Below are 16461 nucleotides of genomic sequence, written 5' to 3' on the forward strand. Positions count from 1 at the left end.
CGCAGCCGTCTGCATCGCGGCCACCGTCAGCTACTGGTTATGAGTCCCGACCCTAGCCTTGATGCTCCTGACAATGAAATCAATTTCGGACTTCAATCGCATACTGCCTCCTCCCAAAGCTTCCGGCCCGCAGGCGGCAGCGCGACGCCAAGGTAACGTAGCGTTGCGGAAATTACGACGGAGGCGAACGACGAAAGCCCCGGATGTCCCGGCTCAACGTGGTACCCCGGCGCGCGCCCTGCGCGAAGACCCGGAAGGGACGCTCCGAGGTCACTTTCCACAGCGACTCCAAATTGCATTTCTCTTTTCATCTAAGAGAAATTACTCAATTTTATCATCCATCTAAATTAAAAATAACGAGCCCTTGAATAATACTCCGCGTCGGTGCATATTGAAATGTGTCGATAGATGGTGACTTCGGCCAGTTTCCACATATTTTTATGTGTGGTTCGTGGCGTCTTATCCCTGAAAATGCAATTTCGACAGCTCGCATCTTTGCGAGCAAGCTATGCCTACAAGTACGAAAGGGTTTTCCCATGACCACGGGAACCGTTAAATGGTTTAATGCGCAAAAGGGCTTTGGCTTCATTGCGCCGGATGACGGCGGCAGCGATGCGTTCGTTCACATCAGCGCGGTGGAACGTGCCGGCATGAGCGATCTGCGCGAAGGTCAGAAGGTGGGCTTCGAGCTCGTCACCGACCAGCGCAGCGGCAAGATGACCGCCGACAAGCTCGAATCGCTGAGCTGACGGCGCGACGGCCGGGGCTCCGTTCCGGAGCCCGCCGATAGTGCCATCGCTCAGCCTGCGTCGACCACGGATGTACTGGCGGCCGGAACGAGCGATGCAGAAGCGACGTGGCGCCACGCGCCTGCCAGCCCCGCCCCTCTTCGAGGTCGCGGGGCTTTTCATTTGGCGAAGCATCATTCAACCGGATTGGAAGGAAGCATCATGGCCAAGCAGCAACGCAGCAACCGGGAAGCCAAGAAGCCGAAGAAGACGAAGGATCCCGTGACGGTCCCCAGCCTTGCCAAGGGCCTGTCGACGCCGATCACGCTTCCGAAGAAGAAGAGCTGACAACAGAGGGCCCCGCCGGCGCTCGGTGCCGGCGTTCCGGCGCGGGGTCGAAGCCTATGTGGAAGGGCGTCGAAGCTGATCCGCGCATCAGATTCAACCGGACAGGACGTATCACCATGGACTATCTCGGCGGACTGCATGGAACCGGCGTTCTCATGCGCGGACGCATCGCCATCTCGCCCACGCAGTACGATTTCGACGTCTACGCCTCCAAGGGCGGGCTGGTGACGAGTTGCGGCGAGATACGCCTGCCGGCGTCGGTGATGAAGGGCGTCTTCGGCCGCATCGACCTGCAGATGCGGACCGCCGACGGCCGGTTGCTGAAGCTTCGCTTCTCTGAGAAGCGCCTCGCCGCCGGCGAGGCGGCCGCGCATGTCGACGTGACCGGGGACCTGCTGGCGGGCGCCGACCGTCGTCTCCCGTCAAATCCCGGAAAAGAGGCTCTGGCGGCCGCCTAGAGCGCGCGTCGATCAGTTCGTGCTGCAAGCTGATCGGACAATCGTCCTCTCGAAGTTTGATCCCGGCCGATTGAAAATCGCTCCCGCCACGGGGGCCTTTTGCGTCTAGGCCGGCTGAAGGTCCGTGACCTCGTAGGTCCACACCCGGAACGATTTCAACAGATGCGGGCCGAACGAATTGATGAGCGGAATGTCCGCCGCGTCGCGGCCGCGCGCCACCACGATCCGGCCGATCCGCGGCTTGTTGTTGCGCGGATCGAAGGTGTGCCAGGCGCCATCGAGAAACACCTCGATCCAGGCGCTGAAGTCCATCGGGTCGACCACCGGCACGCCGATGTCACCGAGATGGCCATTCACATAGCGGGCGGGAATGTTGAGGCAGCGGCACAGAGCGACCGCGAGATGGGCGAAGTCGCGGCAGACGCCGACACGCTCCTGAAACGCCTGAAAGGCCGACCGCGTCGAACGCGCCTGCTGATAGTCGAAGCGGATGTGGCCGTGCACGAAGTCGCAGATCGCCTGGACGCGGCTCCAGCCGGGCGCGAGCGTGCCGAACAGGTCCCAGGCGGTCTGGCTGAGCAGGTCGGTCTCGCAGTAGCGGCTGCCCAGAAGATAAACGAGGCACTCATCCGGAAGCTCCGGCACGGGAATTTCCCGCGCCAGCGGCAGCACGTCGTCCGGCCTCCCGTCGTCCTCGATGGTCGCGTCGCCCCAGATCGTCAGGTCCCCCACCGGCGCGACGAGGCGTCGGCAGCGATTGCCGAACAGGTCATGATAGGTCGAGGATGGAATCGGTGGCGTGGTGAAGAAGGTTTCCGCCGCGCGTATGTCGGCCTTGCGCTCCTCATGGACCGACAGCAGGCAGACCAGCGCGGTCGGCTGCGAGCAATTCAGCGTCATCTCGTAGCCGTAGCGGATCAGCATGAAGTGTTCCTGGAAGCGTTGGGCCGTCTACCGGATGTCGGCGGAGGTCAGAATATAGGGCGCGCGCCGGCCGTCGGCATAGGCTTTGGAGGCGGCGGCATAGATCGAACTGCGCAACGTGTCGAAAGCGGTCAGGCACTTCGCCTCCAGCGCGTCCGACATGCGCAGTTCCGAGGCCGAATTGCCGAGAGCCGCGATCTCGATCAGGAACGGAACCTCGAACATGCCGTCATAGCCGGTGAACCGGATGGCGTTGCGCGCGCTGTCGAAGCTGCGGCTGGGATTGGGAAAGGCCAGCGTCATGACGGTTCATCCTGCTGTCCCTGGACAGTATCGAAGGCGCAGGCGTGTAGCACGACACCATCCGCGCCGGTGATCGTCAGAGCATCCGGCCGCTGCGGCATGTTGAGCGTGCGGGCAAGCGAACGCGCCAATTCGATCGCGGCATCGAGGTCGACCACCTCGGCGGCTTCGCGGCCAAGCAGCGCATGCGCGCTGTCGCGCGCGCGAGTGCGATAGAACTCGATCACGATTCTCATCGTCGCGCGTGTCCGACCGGCATCGGCCAGCACCGGCCGTCAGCGCCCGAAGGTCCGGTCCATCAGCGCCGCTCCCTCGCCCGGCTCGGTGGCGCGAACCGCCTCGAGGCTGTCCTCGGTCGCCACCCGCTCGTGCTGCTCGCGCTCGTTGCGGATGCGGTACTGCAGCGAATTTCCACTCGGCGGCAGCGTGCCGGTAATCTGGTAGATATCGCCGAAGCGGGAGGTGAAGACGCCGTAGCCGCCCCGGAGCCGGACGACTTGCCCGATCGCGAACAGATGTGTCGTCGGATCGCGGGGAGTCAGGTCACGGCGGGACGGGGTGTGTGCGACGGTCATGGCGAATTATGGTCCTTTGCAGAATGGCGCGGCACGGCAACCGGATTGAACGCGACCGGACGTGCTGACAGTAAGGCGGCCCCGGGGAGGCCATGTGGAACGGCACGCGCACGGCGTGGGCCGACGCAGATCCGCCGCTTCCAATCGGAATTACCCGATGACCGCCAATACACCGGCGATCATGGCAGGAAACTGTTCAGAACAGGATCGGCAGACAGGCACGCCAACACGGCGCCAACCCCTTACCTGACGAGAATTCAGATGTTGAGAGCGGGCCCGAATCTGGCACGAAAACGACCGCTCGATCATTTATATTTCACATCTTACGCGCGAAATTAGTTTCAAACAAGGTAAAAACCACAGCATTACAAACGTAAAGCCACGCTCACCCCCGAGCGGCGCACGCGCTCGGCGCCTGTCTGGAAAATCTCCTGGAAGATTGTCATCCCCGCTACAGCCGGAGACGGAGAGCCGGGATCATCCGCCCGGACACTTCGCGGTCCCGAACGGGACCTGCGGCATTTCAGGACAATGCGGGCGGGAGTGCTCCAAACACGCTCTCGCGACCGACGGAGCACGGTCGCGCCGACGGCGCGGCGCACGCATGGCCCGCGCCCGCCAGGCCGTCGCCAAGCGTTCGATTTCGGCGGCGCCCGCCCCAATCGGCCCGCCAGCTTTCCGGCGTGCTCCAGAGCCTGATCCGATCAGGCTCTAAATTATTGATAGAGAACGTTTTACCGATCTGATTGCGATGCAATCAGATCGGAACGTGCTCTAACGCATCAACCCTGCCGCGCGCAGGGCGTCTTCGATAATGCCCCTCACGCCGGAGGGCGCCGACTCCGTCGGCTTTACGGTACCGGGCGACGCTTTCTGTCGCTTTGCTCCTGAAGTCCGGGCAGTGGCTGGCGATGGAAGGCCGGCAGGACGGCGCTGGCCCGGCTTCGGCTCCGGATCGGACTTCGGCGTTGGTTTGGCCGAAGCCTTGAGCGACCCGTTGGACACGGCCTTGGGTAGAGCCGCGACCGCGGGCTTTGACGTCGCCGTCGGCTCCGGTGCGAGGGGGGCTTCCGCTTCGCCCGCCGCCTCCAGACCCCAGAAGCGGGCGATCTCGCGCGTCGACGAGATGCCGACATCCAGCATGAAGGGGCCGGGCGCGCCGAGATCGTCGCCGAGCGGCGTCCCGTGCCCCATCGCCGCGACCGTGTTCAATTCGATCACCGCTTCGCCGGCCGCGTCGCACCACACGCGCCGGGCGCGACCGCCCGACACCTCGGACAGGGTCGGTGCCTCGCCGAGATGGTGGACGCTGCGCCATTGCGCGGCGATGTCGTCGGCATTGGAAGGAGCGACGGTGTGATCGGCCGTCCCCTGCCAGATCGCCACGCGGGGCCACGGGCCCGGGTGTGCCGACGCCTCGCGCAGTAGTGCCCAGAGTTCCTCATCGGAGGCCGTGCCCTGCCCGCGCATGCAGTCGAACGCTTCCGGCACGGTGGTCGCCCGGCCATAGGCGAGGCCCGCGATGATCGCCCCACCGGCGAAGACTTCCGGATAGGTGGCGAGCATGACATTCGCCATCGCCCCACCGGCGGAGAGGCCGGTGACGAAAACCCGGCCGCGGTCCAGGCCGTGCGTCTCGACCATCGCCTCGATCATCTGGCGGATCGACAGCGCCTCGCCGGAATCGCGCCGCGCGTCGCGGGGGCGGAACCAGTTGAAGCACATATTGGGATTGTTGCCGTGGTGCTGCTCGGGATAGAGTAGCGCGAAACCCGCCTGGTCGGCGAGTTGCGACCAGCCGGCGCGATGATCGTACTCAGGCGCGTCCTGCTTGCAGCCATGCAGCACGACAACCAGCGGCGCGCCTTCGGAGAGGCCCTCCGGGCGGTAGTAGCGCGCCTTCAACGCCCCCGGATTCGACCCGAATTCGGTGAGCGGCGCGAGGCGGCTGGGGACGCTGGTCGTCGGGAAATAGGCGCCCTGCTGCCCGCCAAGCGCGGTAAAAAGGGCGAATGTATCGGACATTTTCCGCAAGGGAAGTCTCCTGGTTGCCACCCCCATAGGCCGGACGGCAAGGGCTAACACTCTTGCGAAGAGATCGTTGCTGCACTGCACAAACACAAGGGGCAATTGTCCGGAACGCCCGCCTGTGCCGCCCGCGACGGCTTGCGTTAAGGGCGTCGACGCCGCTTCGGCGCGCCCTTCCCTCAGGCTTCGTCCATCCCCGCCGGACGTCGGTCGTGCGAGAAAAGCCGTTTGCTCAGAATAGCATGGACGCCCCAATTGCCGTCCACGACCTGAGTGATGCCGAAATCCACCGCCGCCGACATCAGGGCAATGGCCTCGTCCTCGCTCAAACCCTGCGTGGTCATCAGGAAACGCCGCATCTTGCGGAAGGCGTCGCGCATGGCGAGGTCGAGCGAGGATTTGGCGTAGACTTCGCTCTGGCCGCTGGCACCGAACTCGGCGAGGTAGTTGGGGTGGCTGAAGCCGGTCAGTACCCAGTCATCCGGCGTCTCGATCAGCGGATAGGTCAGGTCGGCGAGCACCGTGCCGCCGATATCGGCCTTCTTGTGCAGGGTGACGCGAAACGTGCCGGTCATCGAGCATTCGATCGCCGTGCCGGAGAGTTCGCCGTCGCCCTGCGCCGCGTGCGGGTCGCCGACGGAGAGCAGCGCGCCCGGCACGGATACCGGCAGGTAGACCGTCGCGCCCTTGCCGAGCCGCCAATTGTCGAGGTTGCCGCCGAAATAGGCCGGCGGCACGGAATCGACCAGTTCCGCCTCGCGCGGGGCCACCGCGATCACGCCGAAATGCGGCCGCAGCGGAATCCGCACGCCTTCCAGCACGTTGGGCTGGAAGGTCACCGTGTCGGGGCGCACCAGCACGCCGGGATAGTCGTAGAGCGCGTGCTGAACACCGAACGGATCGGTCTGCGGCTGCCAGCGGTAGGCATGCAGCGCCCGCGCATAGGGTTCGTCGGTATCGGTGACGATCTCGTAGATCGTCACCGCTTCGCGCGCATGCGGCTCGCTGAGCAGTTCGGAATAGTGATAGCCCCACCAGGCGGCGACACTGCTGCCGAACACCCGGCCGGCATGGGCGGGATGGCGGGAGCGGCGCGGCTCGATGTCGAGGATGTGCACCTCCAGCACGTCGCCGGGCTGGGCACCGCGCACCGCGATCGGCCCGGTGCAGATATGCACGCCGAACCCTTCACCCGCGCCGCGCCCGAATACCGATGCATCGAGCGGCCCGGCGCCGCGCCGGTCCACCGTCTTGGCGGTCGGTGTCCAGTGGAACACGCTCTCCGCGCCCGCATCGCCCGCAATCATGCGCTCGGGATCGTCGGAGGCGTGCTGCGTCAGCGTCTCGACAGTGACGATGTCGCCGGAGGCGATCTCCATCAGCGGTTCGAGCGAGCGGCTGAAATATCCCCAGTGCACATGCTTTGCATGGACGGGCAGATAATGCCGCGTCGGCGCTTCGGTTGCCGGAGCCCCCTCCTCCCCGTCCTCGCGCTGCGTTGGCCGGCGCAATGGCCCACTATTCGCCTGTCGCGCGCGCAACTGCGCCAGCGCCTGCTGCGGCCAGCCGCGCTGGCCGCTCGCCACCGCACCATGAGCCGGCCGGTCGGCTTCGCGGCGGCGCAGTTCGCGCGGCGGCAGGCCGAAGCGCTCGCGGAACAGACGGCTGAAATGGGCGGCGTCGGAAAAGCCGTAGCGGTAGGCGATCTCCGCGATCGGCACGGCCGCCTCGGCCGGGTTGGCGAGGTCGTGCCAGGCGCGTTGCAGCCGGCGTTCGCGCACATAATGGCTGAAGCTCTCGCCCGTGCCCTCGAACAGCTTCTGCACATAGCGTTCGGAAATGCCCTCGGCCTGGGCGATGTCGGCAATCGCGATCTCCTCGCCGCCGATGCTTCGCTCGATGGTGGCATAGAGCCGCTGGAGCAGCGCCGCCCGGCTGGCCGAAGGATCGCTCGTCGCCACCACCAACTCCGCCGACAGGGCGAGCAACAATTCGGCGGCACTCTGTGCCACGGCCTCCCATTCCGGCTCGGTGAGCCGGTCGAGCGCCTCGGCAGTGGCACGCGCGGTGCGGCCGATGATGTCCGGCAACCCCTCGGCATCGAAGACCCTTGGCTGGCAGGACGCCAGCAGCGGCACCTTGCGGCCGCGGAATGCCTCCGCCGGCACCGATAGCACCACCGCCCGCAGCCCCCGCTGGAACTGCACCTGCCAGTCGGCGCCGCGCGGCGCCAGGATGAGTTGCCCGGCGGGCACAATCTGCCGCTCGTCGCCGACGACAAGCACGGTGCTGTTCTCGACCGGCATGAGCAGCAGCGGCAACCCGGCGCGCGACGGCAGCGAGCGCAGCACCTGGGCGTCCGCCGACAGCTTGCCGAGCCGCACGCCGGTCGAGGACAGGCGCGAAAGCGCGCTCGCATGGGCCGGCAAGCCATGCCGCGCGCGCAAGGACTGCAGCCCGAACCCGCGAAGTACGTCCTGCCAGGCGTATTCGCCAGCGTCTCCGGAATAGGATTCGCTTGTGAAGGGCTGAGCAGTCATCTACCGGACCTCGGCATGGGCATTCCTGCAAGCAAGAACCATGCCCCCGCCCGGCCGCAGGAATCGCGACAGGATGGGCCGTCAATGATCGCCGCGCCTCGCTAGCGCCCTTCGAACAGGCTCTTGCGGATCGAGCCGGTGACGCCCCAATTGGCGTCGACCACCTGGGTGACGGCAAAATCGGCCGCGACCGACATCAGCGAGATCGCCTCGTCCTCCGAGAGCTTCTGCGTGGTCATGAGGAACCGGCGCAGCTTGCGGAAGGCGTCGCGCATGGCGCTGTCGAGGCTGCCGCGCTTGAGGATTTCGGACTGGGCGTCGGGGCCAAGCTCGGCGAGGTAGTTGGCGACGCTGAAGCCATAGACCGACCAGACCTCATCATTCTCCAGCAGCGGATGGGTCAGCCCCTCCAGAATCGTGCCGTCGAGCTGCTCCTTCTTGTGCAGAATGAACTCGAACTCGCCGGTGAGCGAAATCTCGATAGCGGTGCCGGACAGCTCGCTGTCGCCCTGCGAGGCGTGGGCGTCGCCGCAGGAGAACAGCCCGCCCGGCACGGCGACCGGGTAGTACATCCGCGCGCCCTTGGCGATGCGCCAGTCGTCCATGTTGCCGCCGGTGTAGCTCGGCGGGATGGTGGAGACGAAGTCGGCTTCGGCCGGGGCGAGGCCCATAGTGCCGAAATGCAGGCGCGCCGGCACGTCGATGCCGGAGAGAATGCCCTCCTTCTTCACGATCGTGCCGTGGTCGACCCGCACGCCGGGATAGTCGATGGTGGGGTGAACGATGCCGTCCGGGTCGGTCTGCGGCGTCCAGCGATAGGAATAGAGCGCCCTCACCACCGCCTCGCCCATGTCGAGTTCATAGATAGTGACGACCTCGCGCGGCTTCGGCTCCTCGATCAGGTCCTTGTACTGGAAGCCCCAGTTGGCGGCGGGGTTCGACCCGAAGAAGCGCCCTTCATAGGCGGGGTTGGCGCACGGGCGCGGCCAGGTGTCGATCACGCGCACCTCGATAATGTCGCCCGGCTCGGCGCCCTCGACCGCCACCGGGCCGGTGAGAAGGTGCACGCCCAGCCCTTCGCCGGAGCCATGGGTAAAGGGGCCGTCGGTGGCGCCGGCACCGCGCCGGCGCAGGGTCTTCTGGTCCCGGGTCCAGAGAAAAATCTCTTCCGCCGCCCGGTCGCCCTCGATCATGCGCGCGTAATCGTCATTGGCGTGGTGGGTGATCGATTCGATCACCGCCCGCTCGCCGGATTTCAGCGTGAGCACGGGCGCGAGGGTCTTGCTGAAATAGCCCCAATGGACCGTATCGGGCGTGGCGTGCAGATGATGCTTGGTCATGTGAACCTCGGGAAACTGGAACGGGCGGCGCGAGGCACCCCTATTCGGCGGTCATGGAGCTGAGAAAGCGCGCGGTGAGCGGGTGGGAAGGCGCGGAGAGAACACGCTCCGCCGGCCCCTCCTCGACGATCACCCCGCCGGACAGGAACACGATCCGGTCGGCGACATCGCCGGCGAAGCGCAACTGATGGGTCGAGATGACCATGGCGAGCCCCTCCTCCACCGCGAGGCGGCGGATCACCTCCAGCACCTCGCCGACGAGCTCGGGATCGAGCGCCGAGGTCGGCTCGTCGAGCAGCAGCACGGTGGGCGCCGGCGCCACCGCGCGGGCGATGGCGACGCGCTGCTGCTGACCGCCGGAGAGGTGGCGCGGCAGCGCATCGGCCCGGTGCGCCAGGCCGATGCGCTCCAGCAGGTCGCGGGCGCGGCGGTCGGCGTCGAAGCGCGAAAGCTCCTGCACCCAGCGCAGCGGACCGGCGATGTTCTCGCGGGCGGTGAGATGGCCGAACAGGTTGAACTGCTGGAACACCATGCCGACACCGACGCTGGCGCGCATCTGCGCGGTCAGGCGCGGCGAGAGCGGGTGCCCGTTCTCGTCGGTGCCAAGCGACTGGCCGCCGACCCGGATGGTGCCGTCGTCCCAGCCTTCCAGCCGGTTGATGCAGCGCAGGAGGGTCGACTTGCCGGAGCCGGAGGGACCCAGCAGCGCCACCACCTCGCCGGCGCGCACCGTCAGGTCAATGCCGTCGAGCACGGTCTGCGCGCCATAGCTCTTGCGCAGCCCCCTCACCTCCACCGCAATGTTATTCCCGGCGAGGCGCGCGGCGCGGGCGGCCGGGTCGCGCGGGGCAGCCTTGGCAGTCGCCGGCGGCAGTGGATCAACAGCGGTCTCCGCCACGATCTCGTGGGCGACGTCGGGAGGAGTCACATCGGACGGGGTGACATCGCCCTGCCCCGCCCCCGCCAGCGCCGGCAAGGCCTCGGGGCGACCCGGCATCAGCGCCCGCAGGAAGCGGCGCAGTTGCTCACGCGGCGGGGGGCGGTCGAGGTCGAGTAGCATCTCGACCACGATCTGGATCACCGCGATGGCGCCGGTCAGCACCAGGTACATCAGCCCGGAGGCAAAGAAGATGGAGAAGAAATCGAAGGTGGCCGAAGCCAGCTGGGTCGAGCGCAGCGTCAGTTCCTGCACCGCCACCACGGAGGCGAGCGACGAGTTCTTCAGCGCGCTCACCGCCTCGTTGCCGAGCGCCGGCACCATGGTGCGGATCGCCTGCGGGGCGATGACGCGGCGCATGATGGCGGCCGGCGTCATGCCCAGCGCCTGACCGGCGCTGACCTGCCCGCGCTCCACGCCGAGCACGTTGGCGCGCAGTATTTCGGCGATGAACGGCGCCTCGTTGAGAGCGAGCGCCAGGCCGGCGGCGGAGACGGCGGAGAGCTTGATGCCGATCAGCGGCAAAGCGTTGTAGCAGAACACCATCTGCAGGATCAGCGGCGTGCCGCGAAACACGATCGCATAGGCCCGCGCGACAATCGCGAGGGTGCGGAAGCGCGAGAGCTGCATGGCGGCGAGGACGACGCCCATGGCCAGCCCGCCGAGCAGGCCGAGCACGGTGATGAGCAGCGTATAGCCCACGCCGTCGAGCAGATAGGGCATGCGCAGATAGTGCAGAAAGAGATCCATCGGCCTTCTTCGCAACGGAGGGAACGGCGGCCGCGAGAGGGGCGCGGCCGCCGGTGTCAGCGCGGCGGAGGGATCAGTCGGCGAGCACCAGCTTGGGGGTCTCGAGCTGGTCGGCGGGCAGGTTCCACTTCTTCATCAGTTCGGCCTGCACGCCAGCTTTCTGCAACTCGGTGAGCGCCGCCATCACCGCGTCACGGAAGGGGATGTTGTTGCGTGGCACGGCGATGCCGACCGAATAGGGCAGCGTGACCGCCGTCGCCTTCGCCAGCTTGTCCGGATAGGCCTTCACCGCGCCGTCGACGGTGTTGACGTCGTTGATGTAGGTGTCGGCGCGCCCGGCAAGGATGGCCTGGATGCAGTTGGCGTTGTTGTCGAACAGCAGGATTTCCGGGGCCGGCTTGCCCGCCGCCTTGCACTCGGCTTCCAGCGCCTGGATCAGCGGCACCTCGACATAGCCGGTGTTCTCGGCCGCCACCGCCCCGCACAGCGAAAGGTCGATGCCGGTGATCTTCTTCGGATTGCCCTTGGCCACCAGCACGCCGTCATACACCTTGAGATAGGTGATGAAGTCCGCCGCCTTGGCGCGGTCCTTGGTGGCGTAGATGTCGGAGATGACGATGTCGGCCTGCCCGGCCTGCAGGGTGGTGAGCAGGGAGGCGAAGGTCACCGCCTTGTAGGTGAGCGTGAAGCCGAGGCATTCGCCGATCGCCTCGCCGAGGTCGATGTCGAAGCCGATGTAGTTGGTCGGGTCGTTGGGGTCGATCGTCTCGTAGCCCGGCGTGTGCGGGTTGATGGCGTTGACCAGTTCCTTGCCCTTGAGGTCGGGATATTTCGCCTGCAGCGCGGCGCAGGCTTCCGGCGCGGCGGCCTCCGCCTTCTGCGGCAGCCCGGCGGTCAGGCCGGTGGTGGCGACGGCCAGCCCGAGGGCGCCGAAGAGTGCCGAGCGAAGCTGCGAAACGGCGGACAGGCGTTGCCTGCCGGAACGGATGTCGAGAGCGTGTGCCACTGAACCTTCTCCTCTGCTAGCGGACCCATAGGGACGGCCAGACGGATACCGAGGCTCGAAGTGTGACGCATGAGAGGTTCGGGGGACTTGTCTGAGAGCGTACCGATTGTTGGATGGGCACACGCCAAGGCGCAGGCACTGCAGCCCATTTAATGAGCATTTCCCGTCCGGGAGGCAACCCGAGGTGCCGAAAGGGCGTCCACGCATGACGGGACGGCCGCGACCGCCCGACGATGTCGCGGATGCGGTCGGCCAGCACGCGCCACTTCGCCGGCGACTCCGGCCGCCGCGAAGGCATCAGAGGCGGAACCCGGAGCCGGTGTTCACCGGACGGTATTTTGTATCCTCATCGAGACGAAACGCGTTAGTCTGTCACGGATTCCAAAGATATTCTCATCATGATGCCGCTGCGGGTTGGTCCAGCCGAATAAGCCTATAGCGACCGACGCCTGCGACAGGCCGACATTCGGCGGATAAAGGGTTATTAGACATGCGTGCGGAAGAGACGCGGCCGACTGCATTTGTACTGTTGGGCATCGGCTTCGGCGGCGATTCTTGGCACGCGCGGTGGCGTAACGGACAGATCATCGGCCTGAATGAGCCCTATGCCTATGGCTATCATCACGCCGAAGACCATGGCTTTCGCGTCGTCTACAGCCAGGACCGACCCGAAGGCCCTTTGTCGCGGCTGGTTCGGATGGGTTGGCGCGCGCTTCTCGGCTTTGATATCGTTCACCCGTGGCGCAATCGCGAGGCGTTCTTCAATTCCAACGTGGTCTGGACGCATACCGAGTATCAGGGCCTTGCGGCGGTGACCCTGTGCCTGCTGTTCCCGCGCCGGCGGCGCCCGCGGCTGATCCTGCAATCTGTCTGGCTGATCGATCGCTGGGAAACGCTGGGACCGCTGCGCCGCCGCTTCTTCCGATATCTTCTGCAACGTGGCGATATATTGAGCTTCCATTCTCCCGCCAATACCGAGCGCGCCCGTGCTGTCTTTCCCAACTCGCGCTGCGAACTCATTCTCTTCGGTATCAATGCGGACGATCCGAAGCCGCCGGCGGATCCGTCCTCGGCGGTGCCGGTCCGTCTCCTCGCGCCGGGCAGCGACCGCCACCGCGACTGGCGCACGTTGATCGAGGCGGTACGCGGAATGGCCAATTTCGAGCTCAGGATCGTGTCCCGGACCTGCGATCCGCGTCTCCTGGCCGGGGTGGACAATGTCCGGATCGAGCGCCCCGCCGACAATGCCGAACTGACCGCCCTCTACCAGCAGGCGAGCGCCGTCGTGGTGCCTCTGGTCGAGAACATGCATGCCTCGGGCATTACGGTGATCGAGGAGGCCACGCAGATGGGACGCCCGGTCATCGCGACCCAGGTCGGCGGGCTCGAAGCCTATTTCGGGCCGGACTGCCTCACCTATGTCCCACCGCGGGATGTGGACGCTCTAAGGCAGGCCATTGCCCGTCTGATCACCGAGCCTCATGCCGCGCATGATCAAGTGGTCGCCGCGCAACGCCGCATGCGCGAAGGCGGCATCAGTTCCCGCGACTATGCCCGCCAGCACGCTGAATGGTCTCGTGAACTCCTGGCATAAGTGCCCCACCTGCGGGCATGCGACGTTAGGGCAAGCCTCGTGGTGCCTCCCGCGAGGTGTAAATGAGACGGCTGTGTCGGAAATGGTGGCAAGGCATTCTCGCGTGACGTCGTCGACGAAGTTCAGGTTAATCGAGTTGCCAGGAAGGAGGCGCGGATCAATGCTATCGGACCGAGATTGGTCGATATTGGGCGATGCTCGACCTGAGAGCAGGACAGCGTGAGTGCTATCGCCGGCATCGCTTTTGCTGATGGGCGCACGGTTCCCGCGCATATGCCTCGAAAAATGATAGTCTCGACGCCACGCCCCAATCTCGAGCAAGCCCGGGTTTGGAAGAACGGGTGCGCGGCGCTCATCCGTTTTCCGCCTCCGGCCATGGCGGAGCCCGGCCGGGATTCGCGGCCTTCGGACGCCGCATCGGAATCGGTGATTTGTTTCGATGGACGCCTGGACAATCGTTCGGCCCTTTTCGCGCTCCTCGGCAACAGACGTGCGGAATTGCGCGACGCACCCGACGGCGAAATTGCTCTCGCGCTCTTCGATCTGCTGGGCGATCGATTCCTGGACGCATTGCTGGGCGATTTCGCGTTTGCTATTTGGCAGCCGCAAGTACGGCGACTGCTCTGCGCTCGGTCGCCAACCGGCTGGCGACCTTTGCTATGGACCTTCGACGGAAATATGCTGGCCTTCGGGACCGAGCCGGCGACGCTGGTCAAAGGCCTGGATCTTAAGCTCGGCCTGAACGAAGGCCTTATCGGAGAGATCCTTTCCGCGCGTTTCGTCAGTGCCACCGATACGCTATGGCAGGGCTTGCATCGGCTGGCACCGGGCTGTGCACTCGATTTTCGGGACGGCACCCCGCGTATCCGCCAATGGTATGACGAGGCGTATGAGGACTTGTCGCGTCTGTCGGATGCCGAACATGTCGAACAATTCAATCATCTCTTCAATCAGGCGCTTGTTTCGTGCACGCGTAGCAAGCGGCCGATAGCGGCGCATCTTTCCGGGGGCCTCGATTCGTCTTCCGTGTTTGCCCGCGCGATAGAACTGCGGCGCAGCGGTGCGATCGATCAGGATGTCGGGGCCATCAGTGTTCGTTACCCAGGCCAGCCGCAGGACGAAACCGCGTGGAGTGGCGCTGTCGAGGAGCATCTTGGCATATCGGCGCGCGTCGTTGGCGACGCTCCTTTTGATTTTGATGCGGCGAGAAACTGGTGCACCAATTCGCTGCACCTTCCCGTTCGACCAAACACGATGGGTCCGACCCAGTCGGCTTGTGCCCTCATGCACAAACGCGACGAGCGCGTACTACTCACGGGAGAGGGCGGCGATGACTGGCTGAACGGCACGCGCGCGCATTGGCCCGATCTGTTGCTACGCGGTGATTGGGGCAAGTTGCTGAGTGAGGCAATTTCGAACCCGGGCTGTTCCGTGCCACAGAACCTTCGAATGCTGGTTAGCGCCAGCATCGGCCCGATTGTCAGCAAGGCCCGCAGGGACAGGTTGAAGCGCCCCTTTCTCCAGTTGGATGCGCCCATGCCGGAATGGATATCCAAGGACTGGGCGATGCGCACAGGTTTGCGAGATCGTTGGCATGACGCTCTGCCAAAGATCGACTTTCCGAATTTTGCGCAGATGCCGCGCCACGCGGTTATCGCGCAGCCCTATCGCGAACTGATTTTCGATCCGATTCAGACAATGGCAGCCCAATATGGCGTGGAGCAGCGGCACCCCCTGCATGACCTTCGCCTCCTTAGGTTCTTTATGGGCGCGGCGGGCGGAATGTTGCTGCGATCGGGGGAACGCAAGCATTTGTTGCGTGAAGCCATGCGCGGAACGCTTCCGGAGGTCGTACGTACCCGCAAGACCAAGGCGCATTTCAGCGCGCCCATTATCGATGCGCTTGCCCAAGCGTTTGATCGGCGCCCCCCACAGGAAATGCGCGTGGTACAGATGGGATGGGTCGATGGTGATGCAATCGCGCGGCTGTTCGAAGAGCACCGGCAATGGCGCCGCGAGGGATGTGCAGGAGCTTTTCCCAACAACGCGCTTGCCGGGTTGTGGTTTTGCTTTGCAGTTGATCTGTGGCTCGAAAACGCGTTTAGGATTTAAGTATGGTCAAGGAGAATAACAGCGGGAAGCCGCGCCTGGCCGATTGCACGCTGATCGCGCACGCTTCGAACCTGATCACGGCTTACGTGGACGAGGAGTTGATGATTGTGAATTCGCAGACGGGCAATTTTATCCAGCTCAATGCCAGTGCCTCCAATCTGTGGCAGCGCATCGAAGCCCCGATTGCCCTCGGCACGCTGTGTGACCGGATCACAGAGCAGTATGATGTGAGCCGGGAAGAGTGCCGCAGCCACGTCGTCGAATGGCTCGGGCAGATGCACGCGCTCGGGCTGGTCGAACTCGAAACGAACTGAGGACCGGCCTTTCCCCAGCCAGCGTCGTTCACGCGATAAGCAGCCGCTCCAGAAGCGGGGGAATACCGGCCAGTGCCGGGAAACTGCTGGGAACTCGCAGCGCATAACCCGGCACGACACGGATCATATCGTTCAGCCGACCGATGCCCGATGCTCTTTCCTCAAGGGGCGGAGCCGCCGGATTGAACAGGACAAGTTGGCGAATCGCCGCAACCAGAATCTCCGCACGTGACAACGGTCTCAGCGCGGGCGCAGCCACACCGTCCTCCCTTTCGAGAACGATGAATGCCCGAAGCCGGGAAGGCGACAGCTGATGTTCGCGGCGGGGTTCGAACCGAACTTTCCCCTCATAGCCTGGCATCGCGTCGCACCGAGCCGGATCGAGATCAAGCGCGGAGCAGGATTTCTGCCATAGGCACACGCCGGTGGTGCCGGGTTCGACCACAGGCACCCCACAATCCCCAAGGATCGAGAAGTCGTCGCTCAGTATTTCCCAGCCAGTCT

16 protein-coding genes are annotated in these 16461 nt (G+C 65.1%); 6 read left to right on the forward strand and 10 right to left on the reverse strand.

The window, feature by feature from the left end:
• The first annotated feature begins 536 nt into the window (after positions 1–536).
• The 3 genes from KHC23_RS14195 (at position 537) to KHC23_RS14200 (ending at position 1534) form a co-directional block, all read left to right on the forward strand.
• Entirely contained in the window at positions 537–749 is a 213-nt protein-coding gene (locus KHC23_RS14195; RefSeq protein ID WP_213373326.1) for a cold-shock protein, read from the forward strand.
• Positions 750–950: 201 nt separating this feature from the next.
• Positions 951–1076: a hypothetical protein gene (locus tag KHC23_RS24680; protein ID WP_271188634.1), complete on the forward strand. Its 126-nt coding sequence runs from the start codon at positions 951–953 to the stop codon at positions 1074–1076.
• Positions 1077–1192: 116 nt separating this feature from the next.
• Entirely contained in the window at positions 1193–1534 is a 342-nt protein-coding gene (locus KHC23_RS14200) for a hypothetical protein (protein ID WP_213373327.1), read from the forward strand.
• 105 nt (positions 1535–1639) lie between these two features.
• Here KHC23_RS14200 and KHC23_RS14205 read toward each other — a convergent pair whose 3' ends face one another.
• From KHC23_RS14205 to KHC23_RS14245, 9 genes are all read right to left on the reverse strand, one after another.
• Positions 1640–2458: a transglutaminase-like domain-containing protein gene (locus KHC23_RS14205; RefSeq protein WP_213373328.1), complete on the reverse strand. Its 819-nt coding sequence runs from the start codon at positions 2456–2458 to the stop codon at positions 1640–1642.
• 27 nt (positions 2459–2485) lie between these two features.
• Positions 2486–2761 (reverse strand): DUF1488 family protein, encoded by a 276-nt coding sequence (locus tag KHC23_RS14210; RefSeq protein WP_213373329.1) that lies wholly within the window; start codon positions 2759–2761, stop codon positions 2486–2488.
• Positions 2758–2997 carry a hypothetical protein gene (locus tag KHC23_RS14215; protein WP_213373330.1) on the reverse strand — a complete coding sequence of 80 codons (240 nt, stop codon included), beginning with the start codon at positions 2995–2997 and terminating at the stop codon, positions 2758–2760. Before KHC23_RS14215 ends, KHC23_RS14210 begins: the two co-directional genes overlap by 4 nt.
• 39 nt (positions 2998–3036) lie before the next feature.
• A complete protein-coding gene (locus KHC23_RS14220; RefSeq protein ID WP_213373331.1) occupies positions 3037–3336 on the reverse strand; it encodes a hypothetical protein in 300 nt (99 codons plus the stop codon).
• Positions 3337–4110: 774 nt separating this feature from the next.
• Positions 4111–5361: an extracellular catalytic domain type 1 short-chain-length polyhydroxyalkanoate depolymerase gene (locus tag KHC23_RS14225; RefSeq protein WP_213373340.1), complete on the reverse strand. Its 1251-nt coding sequence runs from the start codon at positions 5359–5361 to the stop codon at positions 4111–4113.
• A gap of 182 nt (positions 5362–5543) precedes the next feature.
• The gene (locus KHC23_RS14230) at positions 5544–7904 is read right to left on the reverse strand and encodes an acetamidase/formamidase family protein (protein ID WP_213373332.1); all 2361 of its coding nucleotides are present in this window, start codon (positions 7902–7904) and stop codon (positions 5544–5546) included.
• 101 nt (positions 7905–8005) lie between these two features.
• Positions 8006–9244 (reverse strand): acetamidase/formamidase family protein, encoded by a 1239-nt coding sequence (locus KHC23_RS14235; protein ID WP_213373333.1) that lies wholly within the window; start codon positions 9242–9244, stop codon positions 8006–8008.
• Between the two features lie 40 nt (positions 9245–9284).
• Positions 9285–10931, reverse strand: a complete 1647-nt coding sequence (locus tag KHC23_RS14240; RefSeq protein ID WP_213373334.1) for an amino acid ABC transporter permease/ATP-binding protein — start codon at positions 10929–10931, stop codon at positions 9285–9287.
• A 73-nt stretch (positions 10932–11004) separates the two neighbouring features.
• Entirely contained in the window at positions 11005–11898 is an 894-nt protein-coding gene (locus KHC23_RS14245; protein WP_373878510.1) for an ABC transporter substrate-binding protein, read from the reverse strand.
• 529 nt (positions 11899–12427) lie between these two features.
• Between KHC23_RS14245 and KHC23_RS14250 the strand changes: the two genes are divergently transcribed.
• From KHC23_RS14250 to KHC23_RS14260, 3 genes are all read left to right on the forward strand, one after another.
• On the forward strand, positions 12428–13531 hold the full coding sequence (locus KHC23_RS14250; RefSeq protein WP_213373336.1) for a glycosyltransferase: 1104 nt from the start codon (positions 12428–12430) through the stop codon (positions 13529–13531).
• A 219-nt stretch (positions 13532–13750) separates the two neighbouring features.
• Positions 13751–15643, forward strand: coding sequence for an asparagine synthetase B family protein (locus KHC23_RS14255; RefSeq protein WP_213373337.1), 1893 nt, complete (start codon positions 13751–13753; stop codon positions 15641–15643).
• A gap of 2 nt (positions 15644–15645) precedes the next feature.
• A complete protein-coding gene (locus tag KHC23_RS14260; protein WP_213373338.1) occupies positions 15646–15957 on the forward strand; it encodes a PqqD family protein in 312 nt (103 codons plus the stop codon).
• Positions 15958–15985: 28 nt separating this feature from the next.
• Here KHC23_RS14260 and KHC23_RS14265 read toward each other — a convergent pair.
• Positions 15986–16461 (reverse strand): hypothetical protein (locus KHC23_RS14265; RefSeq protein WP_213373339.1); only part of this gene is annotated, 476 nt, incomplete at its 5' end.

The organism is Ancylobacter dichloromethanicus (assembly GCF_018390645.1).
GTDB classification, from domain to species: domain Bacteria; phylum Pseudomonadota; class Alphaproteobacteria; order Rhizobiales; family Xanthobacteraceae; genus Ancylobacter; species Ancylobacter dichloromethanicus.